Here is a 13,634-nt window from a genome sequence, read left to right as displayed (position 1 = left end):
CGGTACTCAGCGCCGCATTGCTGCCGCGAAAACCAGAACGGAAGACCTCATTGCGGTCAGAACTTCATCACGTTCCAGACGCGGGGGCCGTTGGCGCCTGTTTCGCTCGAACCCTGGCGGCCCGTGGCGGCGTCTGCCGGCAACACTTCGTAGCCGGGCATGTTCGACTTGGGCTTGACGTTGATGCTCTGGGTGCGGCCGCCGTAGCGGACTTCGTCGACAGAGGCGCCGCTGTCCTCGGTGTGGATGTTTTCCACCTTCTGGTTGCGCCGGCCCTCTGCCTTGGCCTGCTCCTGATTTGGGAGCGTCTCGGCCGGAGCCGCCGCGGGGGCGGGCGTGGCCTGCTGCGCCTGCACGGCGGCAAAGGGAGTTGCGAAGGCCAGCGCCAGCAGGATGCGGCGGGCGACCAGGAGTGTGGAGCTAGGCATGCCTGCATTGTAGGCTCGCAGCCGCTTGCGGACCGTCGGTTGACACCTCGCGCTGTCGTGGTTCCGGGCGCCGGCGCGGGCACGGCAAAATGGCCCGATGACCGACAAGAAAACGCTGCTGCTCGTCGATGGCTCGAGCTACCTTTACCGCGCCTTCCACGCCATGCCCGACCTGCGGGCCGTGCCCGGCGACCCCAAGAGCCCGGCGACCGGCGCCATCCGCGGAATGATCAACATGATGACCGCGCTGCGCCGCGAGGTGCGCGCGGACTACGCGGCCTGCATCTTCGACGCCCCCGGCAAGACTTTCCGCGACGACTGGTACCCCGAGTACAAGGCCAACCGCTCGCCGATGCCCGACGACCTGCGCAGCCAGATCGAACCCATCCACGAAGTGGTGAAGCTGCTCGGCTGGCCCGTGCTCAGCGTGCCCGATGTGGAGGCCGACGACGTCATCGGCACGCTCGCCAGGGTCGCCGCCTCGCAGGGCATCGAAGTCATCGTATCCAGCGGCGACAAGGACCTGAGCCAGCTGGTCGACGAGCACATCACCATCATCGACACGATGAACGGCAAGAGGCGCGACGTGACCGGCGTCACGGCCGAGTTTGGCGTGCCGCCCAACCTGATGATCGACTACCAGACGCTGGTGGGCGACTCGGTCGACAACGTGCCCGGCGTTCCCAAGGTGGGCCCCAAGACGGCCGCGAAGTGGCTGCTCGAATACGGCTCGCTCGACGCGCTGATCGAACGCGCCGCCGAAGTGAAGGGCGCGGCGGGCGAGAACCTGCGCCAGGCCATGGACCAGCTGCCGCTGAGCAGGCGCCTCGTGACCATCCGCACCGACTGCGACCTCGATGGCCACGTCACGGGCCTGCCCTCGCTCGAAGGCCTGCCGGTGGGCGCGCCGCAGACGGCCGAGCTGAAGCCGTTCTATGAGAAGTTCGGCTTCAAGAGCCTGGTCAAGGCGCTCGAGACGCAGGCCGTGCCGCCCGAGCTGATCGAGGAAAACAACAAGAAGAAGGCGGCTTCAGCCGCGGCCGGCTCCGACCAGGGCGGCCTGTTCGACGAGCCCTCCGACATGCAGGCGCTGGAGGCGGCTTCTCCCGCCAGCAACCTGAAGTACGACACCATCACTACCTGGGAGCAGCTCGACGGCTGGCTCGCGAAGCTCGAGGCGGCGGAGCTGGCCGCCATCGACACCGAGACCACCTCGCTGGACGAGATGGTCGCGCAGATCGTCGGCATCAGCTTCAGCGTCACGCCAGGCGAGGCGGCTTACATCCCGCTCGCGCACAACTACCCCGACGCGCCCGAGCAGTTGCCGCTCGACGAAGTGCTGGCAAAGCTCAGGCCCTGGCTGGAGAACGGCGCCAAGAAGAAGCTCGGCCAGCACATCAAGTACGACCGGCATGTGTTCGCCAACCACGGCATCGAGGTGCAGGGCTACGCGCACGACACCATGCTGCAGAGCTATGTGCTCGAAGTGCACAAGCCGCACGGCCTCTCCAGCCTGGCCGAGCGCCATTTGGGCCGCAGCGGCATCTCGTACGAAGACCTGTGCGGCAAGGGCGCGCACCAGATCCCGTTCAGCCAGGTCGACATCGCCAAGGCCGCCGAATACTCGTGCGAGGACAGCGACCAGACGCTGGACGTGCACAACACGCTGTGGCCGCGCCTGCAGGCCGACGAGAAGCTGGGCTTCATCTACCAGCTCGAAATGGATTCGAGCGAGGCGCTCTATCGGGTGGAGCGCAACGGCGTGCTGATCGACGCACCCACGCTGGCCGCGCAGAGCCACGAGCTCGGCAAGCGCATCATGGAACTGGAGCAGGAGGCCTACGACATCGCGGGCCAGCCCTTCAACCTCGGCTCGCCCAAGCAGATCGGCGAGATCTTCTTCACCAAGCTGGGCCTGCCCGTGGTCAAGAAGACGCCGAGCGGTGCGCCCAGCACCGACGAAGAGGTGCTGGAGAAGCTGGCCGAAGACTACCCGCTGCCGGCCAAGATCCTCGAGCACCGCAGCCTGTCGAAGCTCAAGGGCACCTACACCGACAAGCTCGGCCAGCTCGCCAACCCGCGCACCGGCCGCGTGCATACGCACTATGCGCAGGCGGTGGCCGTCACCGGCCGGCTGAGCAGCAACGATCCCAACCTGCAGAACATCCCGATCCGCACGCCCGAAGGCCGGCGCGTGCGCGAGGCCTTCGTGGCGCCTGCCGGCAGCGTGATCGCCAGCGCCGACTACTCGCAGATCGAGCTGCGCATCATGGCCCACATCAGTGGCGACGAATCGCTGCTGCGCGCCTTCACCGACGGCATCGACGTGCACCGCGCCACGGCCGCCGAAGTGTTCGGCTCCACGCCCGACCAGGTTTCGAGCGAGCAGCGCCGCTACGCCAAGGTCATCAATTTCGGCCTGATCTACGGCATGAGCAGCTTCGGCCTGGCCAAGAACCTGGGCATCGAGAACAAGGCCGCGGCCTCGTACATCGAGCGCTACTTCGCGCGCTATCCGGGCGTGAAGGCCTACATGGACGAGACCAAGGCGCTCGCCAAGGAGCAGGGCTATGTCGAAACCGTGTTCGGCCGGCGCCTGTACCTGCCAGAGATCAACTCGCCCAATGGCCCGCGCCGCGGCGGCGCCGAGCGCGCGGCCATCAACGCGCCGATGCAGGGCACGGCGGCCGACCTCATCAAGCTCAGCATGGTGAAGGTACAGAACGTGCTTGACGAGGAGAAGCGCGCCACGAAGATGATCATGCAGGTACACGACGAACTGGTGTTCGAGGTGCCCGAGGCCGAGGTCGAGTGGGTGCGTACCGAGATCCCGCGCATCATGGCCGGCGTCGCCTCGCTGAAGGTGCCGCTGCTCGCCGAGATCGGCGTCGGTCCCAACTGGGACAAGGCGCACTGAACGGGACAATGGACAGGCAGGAACAAGAAGAGAGCAGGGACCGAACAAGGATGAGACAACCAGTAAGCCAGAGAAGAAAGAAACCCGAGAACATGAACCGATTCCCGCACCGCAAATTCCTGCTCGCCGCCGTCTGCGCCGCCTTCCTCGGCACCGCCTTCGCGGCGCCCGACGCCAAGATCGCCGCGCTCGCCGCCAAGGAAAAGCCGGCCCTGCTCGAGACGCTGAAGGAGCTGGTCTCCATCGAGTCGGGCAGCCGCGACCTCGACGGCCTCGAGAAGATCTCCGACCTCATCGCCGCGAAGTTCAAGGCGCTGGGCGGCGAAGTCGAGCTGATCGACCCGAGCGCCGATGCCTACCGCATGGAGGACACGCCCGAGAAAATCGGCCGCGTGATGCGCGCCACTTTCAAGGGCACCGGCAAGAAGAAGATCCTGCTGATCGCGCACATGGACACGGTCTACACCGTGGGCATGATCAACAAGCAGCCCTTTCGCATCGACGGCGACAAGGCCTACGGCCTGGGCATCGCCGACGACAAGCAGGGCGTGGCCGTCATCACGCACATCGTGTCGATGCTGCAGGCGATGAAGTTCAAGGACTACGGCACGCTCACCGTGCTCATCAACGGTGACGAGGAAATCAGCTCGCCCGGCGCCCGCGCGCTCATCACGCGCATGGGCGGCGAGCATGACGCGGTGCTGTCCTTCGAGGGCGCCTACGTCAAGGAAGACAAGCTCTCGCTCGCCACGGCGGGCATCGCCTCGGTCACGCTGCACGTGACGGGCAAGGCCTCGCATGCGGGCTCGGCGCCCGAACTGGGCGTGAATGCGCTCTATGAGCTCTCGCACCAGATCCTGCAGATGCGCGACCTCTCGGACCCCGCCACGGGCCTGAAGATGAACTGGACCATCTCCAAGTCGGGCACCAACCGCAACGTGATCCCTGCCAGCGCCACTGCGGCTGCCGACGTGCGCGTGCTGAAGGTGAGCGACTACGACCGCATCGAGCAGCAGGTGAACGAGCGCGTGAAGAAGCAGCTCATTCCCGAGGCGAAGGTCGAGCTGAAGTTCGAGCGCCGCCGCCCGCCACTGGAAGCCACCGACGCCTCGCGCGCCCTGGTCCGCCACGCGCAGCAGATCTACAAGGAAGAGCTCGGCCTGCCGCTGGGCGCGGACGACAAGGCCGCCGGCGGCGGCACCGATGCTGCCTTCGCCGCGCTGAAGACCAAGGCTCCCGTCATCGAGCGCTTCGGACTGCAGGGCTTCGGCGCGCACTCGGCAGACGCTGAATACGTGCTCATCAACTCGATCGAACCGCGCCTGTACCTCGGCACGCGCATGGTGATGGACCTCGCCCGAGGCAAGGCACCTTCGGGCAACTGAGCCCTTCGCTCGCGATGCGACTGCGCCATATCGAAGTCTTCAACGCGATCATGCTCACGGGTAGTGTGAGCGCGGCGGCGCGGCTCATCAACATCACGCAGCCGGCGGTGAGCCGCACGCTGCAGCACGCGGAGCAGCAGCTGGGCTTTCCGCTCTTCCAGCGCGCCAAGGGTCGGCTCACACCGACCACCGAGGCGCTCACGCTGTACCCTCACATCGAGCGGCTGTTCGCCCAGCTCGACGAGGTACAGCGGCTCGCCGCCAACCTGCGCACCGCGGGCGACACGGGCGAGCTGCGCATCCTGAGCGTGCTGGCGCTGAGCTACGACATCCTGCCGCGTGCGCTCAAGGCCTTCCGCGAGAAGCATCCGGGCTACGCGATCACGGTGGAGTCGCTGCATTCGCCGCAGATCATGTCGGCGCTGCTGCTGCAGGAGGCCGACGTGGGCTTCGCCTTCAGCCCCGCGGTGCATCCCTCGCTCACGCAGGAGACGCTGGCCGACAGCCGCATGGTGTGCATCGCGCCCAAGGGCATGCTGCCCCGTGCGCTGGTGCGCAACGGCTCGGTGGCGCTGCACGATCTGGTCGACCGGCCGGTGATCGGCCTGGACAGCCGCGACCCCGTCGGCACCAGCCTGAGCCAGGCCTGCCGGCAGGCGGGCGTGGGCTTCCAGCAGGCGGTGGTGACGGTGCAGACCTATCACGCCGCGTTGGCCATGGCGCACCATGGCATCGGCGTGGCGCTGGTCGATGGCTGCACCGCGCGCTCGGCCGACCGCGAAAAGGTCGATGTGCTGACGCTGGAGCCCCACATTCCGGTGCCGATTCGTGCACTGCGCTTCGCGGCGCGGCCAGACTCGGTGGCGGTGCGCGGCATCACCCGCTGCATGCAGCAGGCTATCCAGGAAGCGATCTAGGGCTGCAACGCCTGCGCGATGCGCAGCGCCGAGCCGAAGGCCAGCGTGAAGCCCAGCGCGCCGTGTCCGGTGTTGAACAGCATGTTCGATGGCGCGCTCTCCAGCCGGCCGATGATCGGAAGCCCCCTGGGCGTGGCGGGGCGCATGCCGGTCCACGGGTGCAGATCCTCAAGCCGGCTCGCGTGCGGGAAGAGGGCGCGCGTGGCTGCTGCCAGCGTCTCGATGCGCGTGGCCGGAATGCTCGCGTCGTGCCCGACGAGTTCGGCCATGCCTGCCACGCGCAGGCGAGAGCCGATGCGCGCGAACACCACCTTGCGCGCGCTGTCGGTCACGTTCACGCGAGGCGCGGCGCCGGGTGCGGGGTCGACGTCGACCGTGATGCTGTAGCCCTTGAGCGGATACACCGGCAGGTAGGCGCCGAGCGCACGCCCCAGCTTGTGCGATGCGGAGCCCAGCGCCATCACGAAGGCATCGGCTTCCACGTCGCCGCTGCCGCTGCGCGCGGCGGCGATGCGGCTTCCGCTGCGCACGAAGCCGTGCACCTCGATGCCGGACACGAAGCGCACGCCGCGTGCGCCCAGGGACCGCGTCAGTTCGATGCACACCTTGAGGCAGTCGGCCGCGCATTCGCTCGGCGTGTAGACGGCGCCGGCCATCCGGTCGCGGTAGCTGGCCAGTGCGGGCTCGATGGCGATGCATTCCTCGGGCGTCACCAGCCGCTGCTCGCTGCCCATGGTGCGCTGAAGTTCGAGCTGCCCGCGTGCGCCTTCGAGCGAGGCGGCGCTGGCGTACAGCACCAGCTTGCCGGTGGCGGAGAAATCGCAGTCGGGCGAGAGCTCGGCGCGCATGGCCTCGAACTCGACGCGGCTCGACGCGGCCAGTTCCAGCAGCCGTGCGGTGGTGTCGCGCGAGGTGCGCGCGTTGCAGGCTGCGAGAAATTCCATGCCCCAGCGCCATTGCAGCGGATCGAGCTGCGGGCGCAGCTTGAGTGGCGAGGTGGACGACAGCAGCAGCTTGGGCAGCTGCTTCCAGATCGATGGATCGGCCAGCGGCTGCACGTACGAGTAGCTGAGTTGCGCGCCGTTGCCGCCGCTCGCGCCCGAGCCGGGGGCGGCGCGGTCGATCACGGTGACCTGATGGCCCTGGCGCTCGAGCTGCCAGGCGGTCGCCAGGCCCACGATGCCGGCACCGAGCACACACACATGCATGGAAGCAGCTTTCCGGAGATTGAATTGAGAACGGTGAATGCGACTGTAGGCGCGCGCGGCCCGGTGCGGAAATGCCAAAAGAACTCCCGCCCATAACCTTTGGGCATGGATCAGCTTGCTATTGGAATTTGTGGTTTTGTTTCGCCCGTTCCTACACTGGTCGCCTGTTCAGCTCAACCGTTTGAAGGCTCGAATGAAACTCCCTGTCCTGATGGCTTCCATGGTCGCCTCGCTGCTTTTCGCCGCAACAGGCGCGCAGGCCGCCGACACGCTCGCCAAGATCGCCGAGTCCGGCAAGATCACTCTGGCATACCGTGAATCGTCTGTGCCCTTCAGTTATCTCGACGGACCCGGCAAGCCCATCGGGTTCTCGGTCGATCTCTCCAATGCCGTGGTCGAGGCCGTGAAGAAAAAACTGAACAAACCCAACCTGCAGGTGGCGCTGATGCCCGTGACCTCGCAGAACCGAATCCCGCTGATCACCAACGGCACCATCGACCTGGAGTGCGGCTCCACCACCAACAACACGGCGCGCGGCAAGGACGTGGCCTTCGCCATCAACCATTTCTATACCGGCACGCGACTGCTGGTGAAGAAGTCCTCCAACATCAGGAACTACGCCGACCTCGCGAAGAAGACCGTGGCCAGTACCACCGGCACCACCAACGTCCTGGTCATGCGCAAGTACAACATCGAGAAGAACCTCGGCATCGACCTCGTGCTCGGCAAGGACCACGCCGATGCCTTCCTGCTGCTCGAGAGCGACCGCGCCGTGGCCTTCGCCATGGACGACATCCTGCTGTACGGCTTGATCGCCAATGCCAAGACGCCGGGCGACTACGAGGTGGTTGGCGACTCGCTGCAGGTGGAACCCTACGCCTGCATGCTGCCCAAGGACGACCCCGCCTTCAAGAAGCTGGTGGACGACACCTTCGCGGGCCTGATGAAGAGCGGCGAATTCGAGAAGCTCTACAACAAGTGGTTCATGCAGCCGATCCCGCCGAAGAACGTGCCGCTCAACCTGCCGATGAGCCCGCAGCTGAAAGAGAACCTCAAAGCCCTCAGCGACAAGCCCGCGACCTGAGTTCACCCCCACGCCGCGCGGACTTCGTGGCGCTGCGCCAACCCCCTTCCGGGGGCGATGCCAGCGCAGCGGCGAAGCCGGTTCCGCGGCATTGCAGAAACAGAGATAGAGAGATCATGAGTTCGACCAACGTCGTCGGCATTCTTGGCGGCATGGGGCCTGCGGCGGGCGCCGATTTCGTGCGGCTGTTCGTGCAGGCCTGCGCGCAGCAGCTGCGCGCGCGCGGCGAACCGGTGCGCGACCAGTCCTTTCCCGAGCACTGGCTCGCGCAGGTGCCGGTGCCCGACCGCACCGACGCGCTGGCCTCCACCAATCAGGGCGCGCATCAGCCGTTGGAGCCGATGCTGCAGGCCATCGGCCGGCTTGCCGCGCTCGGCAGCAGGACCGTGGCCATCGCCTGCAACACGGCGCATGCCTGGCACGCCGACCTGCAGCAGCGCTTTCCGCAGATCGAGCTGCTGCACATGGCGCGGGAGACCGCTCGGCACCTGGCCGCGCGGGGCGCAAGCAGCGTGGCACTGATGGCTACCGAGGGCACCTATCGCGTGCGGCTCTACGAGCAGGCCCTGGCCGAAGCCGGGCTGGACTGCCATGTGCCGTTGCCCGAAGAGCGCCAGGCCATCACGCGCGGCATCTTCGACGGCGTGAAGGCCGGCAACATGCAATTGGCCGAGCGGTGCTTTTCGGAGGTGGCCCTGGGGCTGGCCGAACGACACGGCGCGATCACCATCATCATGGGCTGCACCGAGGTGCCGCTGGGCCTGCAGGGCTCGGCTGCGGTGGCGGGGCTTGATCTGGTCGACCCGGCGCAGGTACTGGCGGCCGCGCTGGCCCGGCGGGCCTACGCAGCGCGCCAACCCCATTGAAGTTTGGGGGACATAGGGCCACCAGCCGATTTCGCCTACATTGCGGCGTGCGTTTTTCCACAACGCCACGTCCCTTGTCCGACGATCCAACCGGAGCCCGATACATGCCTCTCGACGACGACAGCCGTTCCGACTTCGATTCGCTTCGCCCCGGCGGCAGCACCGAGCAGGGTGCCACCCGCCGCACCGCCATCAAGGCCGCCATCGGCGTCGGCTATGCGGCCGCGGTGATGCCGGTGATGGCGCAGACCGCCATCGGCACCCCGGCCGACGGTCTGAAGGCCGGCCCCATCAAGTACACCGTCAACGGCTTCGACGTGCCCGCCTATGCGGCAGCGCCCGCCGGGAAGACCGGCCTGCCCGTGATCCTGGTGGTGCAGGAGATCTTCGGCGTGCACGAATACATTGCCGACACCTGCCGCCGCTTCGCCAGGCTCGGCTACCTGGCCATCGCGCCCGAGCTGTATGCGCGCCAGGGCGACCCGCGCGGCTACACCGACATCCCGAAGCTGCAGGCCGACATCGTCTCCAAGGTGCCCGACGCGCAGGTCATGGCGGACCTCGACGGCGCGCTGGCCTATGCCAGGGCCAACGGCGGCGACACCAGCAAGGCCGGCATCACCGGCTTCTGCTGGGGCGGGCGCATCGTCTGGCTCTATGCGGCCACGGGCAAGGTCAAGGCGGGCGTTGCCTGGTACGGCCGGCTGGTCGGCCAGGCCAGCGATCTGACCCCGAAGCACCCCATCGACATCGCCGCAAGCCTGCAGGCGCCGGTGCTCGGCCTCTACGGCGGAAAAGATCAGGGCATCCCCCTTGACACGGTTGATAAGATGAAAGCGGCTCTGGCAACCGGAACCCCGGCGGCCAAGGCGTCGAGCTTCGTAGTGTATCCCGAAGCGGGTCACGCGTTCCATGCCGACTACCGCCCCAGCTACGTGAAAAGTGCGGCGGAAGACGGCTGGCAGCGTGCCACGGCCTGGTTCAAAGCCAACGGCGTCGCCTGAAGACGGCGCCCGTCAGCCAACCCCCGCCGAAGGCCGTCCGCGTGACGGCCTTTCTCTTTTTATGAACGGTATGCGGCCCCTGAAACAGTTCCGGCGGCCGTCTTTCTTGCGCAAGCAGCTATGAATTTGATAGTCATCATCGCGGCGACCCTGGTTGCCGGTATCGGAAGCGTCTGGGTCGCGGCCCTGCTGTTGAAGGTGGGCGTGCGCAGCGGCTCGGGCGGCGTGAACCCGCAGCACCTGCTGAGCCTGGCGGCCGGCGCGCTGCTCGCCACCGCGTTCATGCACCTGCTGCCCGAGGCCTTCGAAAGCCGCATCGAGCCCGCGCTGCTGTTCGGTGTGCTGCTGTTCGGACTGGTGTTCTTCTTCCTGCTCGACAAGGCGGAGTTGTGGCACCACGGGCACGAGCACCATCACGGCGAAGAGAAGAACGGGGCGGACGGCCACGATCACCACGGACATGACCACGCCCATGGTCATTCCCACGACCACGGCCCCCGCACCGGCGGCTGGGCCGTGCTGACGGGCGACAGCGTGCACTGCTTCGGCGACGGCATCCTGATCGCCTCGGCCTTCACCGCCGACATCCGCCTGGGCCTCGTGGCCGCGCTGGCGGTGCTGGCGCACGAAATTCCGCACCACATCGGCGACCTCGTCGTGCTGCGCCAGAGCTCGGCCAACCAGCGCGCGGCGCTGGTGAAGGTGTCGCTCGCCGGCACCATGACCGCACTGGGCGGCATCGCGGGCTGGTGGCTGGTCGACCAGTTGCACGGCCTGCTGCCGTACTTCCTGGTGCTGGCCGGCAGCAGCTTTGTCTACGTGGCGCTGGCCGACCTGATTCCGCAGCTGCAGAAGCGCCTGCCGGCCCGCCAGACGGCCGCGCAGATCCTGTGGCTGGCGGCGGGCATCGTACTGGTCACGCTGGTGAGCCGCCTCGCCCACGGCGAGCATGGGCACGAGCACGGCCATGACGACCCCGGCCACGGTGAGCATGGACACGTGCACAAGGACTGATCTTCCGGCCTGGCGCGAAACTTTCCGACACCGAAGCCTCGCGCCGGATGAACCGTAACGGCTGAAACAGGCGCACCATAGGGGGCCAGTCAGAAATCAGCCGAGGAACAGATCATGAACGCCACCGCGCGATCCGCTTCGCCCGCCGAAGACGATGAGGACAACACGCCCGTCGACGATTTCGAGGAGCCCGACATCGACGTGGGCGACGATCTCTCGGAAGAAACGGGTATCGATCTCTCCGACGCGAGCGAACTCGACGCGGACAACGTGCCGGCCGACGAAGAATTCGACCGGGTCATGAACGCGCCCGACTGAGCCCCGCTCAGGCCGCCCTCACGCAGTCGCTTCGCGCCGCGTGATCACCTGCCCGTTGCGCATCCCGCAGTGCGCCCCGTTGCGCCAGGTGAGGGCGCCATTCACGATCACCGCGTCGATGCCTTCGGCCGGCTGCATCGGCGATTCGTAGTTCGCGGTGTCGCGCACCGTCGCGGCATCGAAGATCACCACGTCGGCGTGGTGGCCCGGCTTCAGCGTGCCGCGCTCGTGCAGGCCGAAGTTGCGGGCGGTAAGCCCGGTCATCTTCCACACGGCAGTCTCCAGCGGGAACAGGCCGACGTCGCGGCTGTAATGCCCCAGCACGCGCGGGAAGGTGCCCCACAGGCGCGGATGCGGCTTGTCGCCCAGCGGAATGCCGTCGGAGCCGATCATGGTCTCGTCGAAGGCGAGGATGCGCTGCACGTCGTCCTCGTCCATCATGAAATAGATGGCGCTGCCGGGCTGCAGCCGCCTGGCCGCCTCCTCGCCCGACACGCCCCATCCGGCCGCGATGTCCTTCAGGTCGCGGCCCGCGCACTCGGGGTGCGGCACGCTCGAGGCGATGAGCACGCGGCCTTCCATCATCCCGCGGTCGGTGCGGATCATGGTGGAGCCGGCGGTGTACGGGTAGCAGTCGAGCCCGATGCACTGGTGCTTCATCGCCTCCTGGATGAAGGGCAGCGTCACCTTCGTCTTGCCGAAGTTGCGCGTGTTCTGCACCTTGTGGTGCGACACCACCACCGGAATGCCCAGCGCCCGGCCGATGTGGAAGGTTTCCTCCAGCGACTCCATCACGCGGTCGCTTTCGTCGCGCATATGGGTCACGTACAGCGCCTTGCGCGCGCTGAGCGGGCGGCCGACCTCGATGATCTCCTCGGTCGTCGCCTTCACCGCGGGCGGGTAGAAGGTGCCGGTCGAAAGGCCGATGGCGCCGGCCTGCATCGCTTCCTCGACCATCGCCTGCATGGCCTTGATCTCGGCCTCGTTCGCGGGGCGGTCGAGGTCGGCCATCGCCACGGCGCGCAGGGTCGAATGGCCCACCATCGCGGCGACGTTCACCGACGATGGCGTCGCGCGAAGCGCGTCGAGGTACGCGGCGAAGCTGGTGAAGCGGCCCTCGGCGGGCGAATCGAGCAGGCTCAGCGGCATGGGCAGGTCCATGTCGGCGCGCAGCGGTGCGGCGCTGATGCCGCAGTTGCCCGCCACCACCGTGGTCACGCCCTGCGACACCTTGAAGGGCATCTGCGCCTGCGACAGCACAGCCTGGTCGTCGTGCGTGTGCGAGTCGATGAAGCCCGGCGCGACGATGCGGCCGGTGGCGTCGATCGTCTGTTCCGCCGTGTGGCCCGCGAGCTTGCCGATGGCGACGATGCGGTCGCCCACGATGCCGATGTCGGCATCGAATCGCGGCGCCTTGGTGCCGTCGATCACGGTGCCGCCGCGGATCAGAAGTTCGTAGTGAGATGGCTTTTCGGACACGGGAGAAATCCTTTCTTCAGCGGAAATGGCAGGCGACCAGATGGCTTCCGTTCGCGGATGACGACGGCCTCTCGCCCAGCTCGGGTGCCTTCTCCTTGCACACCGCCTGCGCCATCGGGCAGCGGGTGTGGAAGCGGCAGCCCGAAGGCGGGTTCGCCGGGCTCGGCGGATCGCCCTGCAGCAGCATGCGGCGCGCCGGTGTGCGCGGGTTGGGCACCGGCACGGCCGACAGGAGGATCTCGGTGTACGGATGCAGCGGCGCCGAGAACAGCGTGTCGCGCTCGGCGATCTCCACGATGTGGCCGAGGTACATCACCGCCACCCGGTGGCTGATGTGCCGAACCACCGCGAGGTCGTGCGCCACGAAGAGGTAGGCGATGCCGAACTCGGCCTGCAGGTCCATCAGCAGGTTGACCACCTGCGCCTGCACCGACACGTCGAGCGCCGACACGGGCTCGTCGCACACGATCAGCTTCGGGTTCAGCGCCAGTGCCCGCGCGATGCCCAGGCGCTGGCGCTGCCCGCCCGAGAACTCGTGCGGAAACTTCTTCGCCGCCTCCGGCCGCAGCCCCACGCGCGAGAACAGCCACTGCACGCGCTCGCGCCGCTCGGCCGCCGCGCCCATGCCGAAGTTGCGCATGGGCTCGGCCACGATGTCGCCGGCCGTCAGGCGCGGGTTCAGCGAGGCATACGGGTCCTGGAAGATGATCTGCAGCTGCCGCCGGCGCATGCGCATCTCGTTCGCGGAGAGCGTCAGCAGTTCCTCGCCTTCGAGCTGCACCGAGCCCGCGCTGGGCTCCACCAGCCGCAGCACCGACTTGGCCGTGGTCGTCTTGCCGCAGCCTGATTCACCCACCAGCGATAGCGTCTCGCCGCGCGCGACCGAGAAGGAAACGCCGTCCACCGCCTGGATCGCCGGCCGGGCCGGCCGCAGCCAGCGCTTGGGCGTGGTGTAGTGCTTTCGCAGGTTGCGCACCTGCAGCAGCGGCTTTGCAGCAGCGGTCGTCATGTGGC

12 protein-coding genes are annotated in these 13,634 nt (G+C 67.4%); 8 read left to right on the top strand and 4 right to left on the bottom strand.

From position 1 onward, the window contains the following. Window positions 1-56: 56 nt before the first annotated feature. Window positions 57-428 carry a hypothetical protein gene (locus QMO14_RS16720; RefSeq protein ID WP_301508473.1) on the bottom strand — a complete coding sequence of 124 codons (372 nt, stop codon included), beginning with the start codon at window positions 426-428 and terminating at the stop codon, window positions 57-59. A 97-nt stretch (window positions 429-525) separates the two neighbouring features. Here QMO14_RS16720 and polA point away from each other — a divergent pair, with 97 nt between their 5' ends. The 3 genes from polA to QMO14_RS16705 all read left to right on the top strand — a co-directional run bounded on the left by polA (window position 526) and on the right by QMO14_RS16705 (window position 5,647). After that, window positions 526-3,345, top strand: coding sequence for a DNA polymerase I (polA, locus tag QMO14_RS16715; protein WP_301508472.1), 2,820 nt, complete (start codon window positions 526-528; stop codon window positions 3,343-3,345). A gap of 92 nt (window positions 3,346-3,437) precedes the next feature. Further along, window positions 3,438-4,730, top strand: a complete 1,293-nt coding sequence (locus tag QMO14_RS16710; RefSeq protein ID WP_301508471.1) for a M20/M25/M40 family metallo-hydrolase — start codon at window positions 3,438-3,440, stop codon at window positions 4,728-4,730. 14 nt (window positions 4,731-4,744) lie between these two features. After that, the gene (locus tag QMO14_RS16705) at window positions 4,745-5,647 is read left to right on the top strand and encodes a LysR family transcriptional regulator (RefSeq protein WP_301508470.1); all 903 of its coding nucleotides are present in this window, start codon (window positions 4,745-4,747) and stop codon (window positions 5,645-5,647) included. On the opposite strand, the gene QMO14_RS16700 is transcribed toward QMO14_RS16705, so the two are convergent. After that, entirely contained in the window at window positions 5,644-6,855 is a 1,212-nt protein-coding gene (locus tag QMO14_RS16700) for a D-amino acid dehydrogenase (RefSeq protein ID WP_301508469.1), read from the bottom strand. The two genes, QMO14_RS16705 and QMO14_RS16700, sit on opposite strands and share 4 nt — an antisense overlap. 193 nt (window positions 6,856-7,048) lie before the next feature. On the opposite strand from QMO14_RS16700, the gene QMO14_RS16695 reads away from it, so the two are divergent. The 5 genes from QMO14_RS16695 to QMO14_RS16675 all read left to right on the top strand — a co-directional run bounded on the left by QMO14_RS16695 (window position 7,049) and on the right by QMO14_RS16675 (window position 11,141). Then, a complete protein-coding gene (locus tag QMO14_RS16695) occupies window positions 7,049-7,939 on the top strand; it encodes a transporter substrate-binding domain-containing protein (protein WP_301508468.1) in 891 nt (296 codons plus the stop codon). A 116-nt stretch (window positions 7,940-8,055) separates the two neighbouring features. After that, window positions 8,056-8,805 (top strand): aspartate/glutamate racemase family protein, encoded by a 750-nt coding sequence (locus QMO14_RS16690; protein ID WP_301508466.1) that lies wholly within the window; start codon window positions 8,056-8,058, stop codon window positions 8,803-8,805. A gap of 104 nt (window positions 8,806-8,909) precedes the next feature. Next, window positions 8,910-9,809, top strand: a complete 900-nt coding sequence (locus QMO14_RS16685; RefSeq protein ID WP_301508462.1) for a dienelactone hydrolase family protein — start codon at window positions 8,910-8,912, stop codon at window positions 9,807-9,809. 120 nt (window positions 9,810-9,929) lie between these two features. Beyond that, window positions 9,930-10,823, top strand: coding sequence for a ZIP family metal transporter (locus QMO14_RS16680; protein WP_301508461.1), 894 nt, complete (start codon window positions 9,930-9,932; stop codon window positions 10,821-10,823). A 114-nt stretch (window positions 10,824-10,937) separates the two neighbouring features. After that, on the top strand, window positions 10,938-11,141 hold the full coding sequence (locus QMO14_RS16675; RefSeq protein WP_301508459.1) for a hypothetical protein: 204 nt from the start codon (window positions 10,938-10,940) through the stop codon (window positions 11,139-11,141). A gap of 18 nt (window positions 11,142-11,159) precedes the next feature. Here QMO14_RS16675 and QMO14_RS16670 read toward each other — a convergent pair whose 3' ends face one another. Continuing rightward, window positions 11,160-12,620 (bottom strand): amidohydrolase family protein, encoded by a 1,461-nt coding sequence (locus QMO14_RS16670; protein ID WP_301508457.1) that lies wholly within the window; start codon window positions 12,618-12,620, stop codon window positions 11,160-11,162. Window positions 12,621-12,636: 16 nt separating this feature from the next. Further along, entirely contained in the window at window positions 12,637-13,629 is a 993-nt protein-coding gene (locus tag QMO14_RS16665) for an ABC transporter ATP-binding protein (RefSeq protein WP_301508594.1), read from the bottom strand. Window positions 13,630-13,634: the final 5 nt, after the last annotated feature.

The sequence above is a fragment of the Variovorax sp. CAN15 genome (assembly GCF_030462475.1).
Classification (GTDB): Bacteria; Pseudomonadota; Gammaproteobacteria; order Burkholderiales; family Burkholderiaceae_C; genus Variovorax.
Note: the sequence above shows the minus strand (reverse complement) of the source record. Positions and strands in the feature narration are given on the sequence as shown.

Bases quoted from the DNA above. Each gene is read 5' to 3' on its own strand.
- polA (WP_301508472.1), top strand. From the start codon at position 526: ATGACCGACAAGAAAACGCTGCTGCTCGTCGATGGCTCGAGCTACCTT.
- QMO14_RS16710 (WP_301508471.1), top strand. From the start codon at position 3,438: ATGAACCGATTCCCGCACCGCAAATTCCTGCTCGCCGCCGTCTGCGCC.
- QMO14_RS16720 (WP_301508473.1), bottom strand. From the start codon at position 428: ATGCCTAGCTCCACACTCCTGGTCGCCCGCCGCATCCTGCTGGCGCTG.
- QMO14_RS16680 (WP_301508461.1), top strand. From the start codon at position 9,930: ATGAATTTGATAGTCATCATCGCGGCGACCCTGGTTGCCGGTATCGGA.
- QMO14_RS16695 (WP_301508468.1), top strand. From the start codon at position 7,049: ATGAAACTCCCTGTCCTGATGGCTTCCATGGTCGCCTCGCTGCTTTTC.
- QMO14_RS16675 (WP_301508459.1), top strand. From the start codon at position 10,938: ATGAACGCCACCGCGCGATCCGCTTCGCCCGCCGAAGACGATGAGGAC.
- QMO14_RS16690 (WP_301508466.1), top strand. From the start codon at position 8,056: ATGAGTTCGACCAACGTCGTCGGCATTCTTGGCGGCATGGGGCCTGCG.
- QMO14_RS16665 (WP_301508594.1), bottom strand. From the start codon at position 13,629: ATGACGACCGCTGCTGCAAAGCCGCTGCTGCAGGTGCGCAACCTGCGA.
- QMO14_RS16700 (WP_301508469.1), bottom strand. From the start codon at position 6,855: ATGCATGTGTGTGTGCTCGGTGCCGGCATCGTGGGCCTGGCGACCGCC.
- QMO14_RS16685 (WP_301508462.1), top strand. From the start codon at position 8,910: ATGCCTCTCGACGACGACAGCCGTTCCGACTTCGATTCGCTTCGCCCC.
- QMO14_RS16705 (WP_301508470.1), top strand. From the start codon at position 4,745: ATGCGACTGCGCCATATCGAAGTCTTCAACGCGATCATGCTCACGGGT.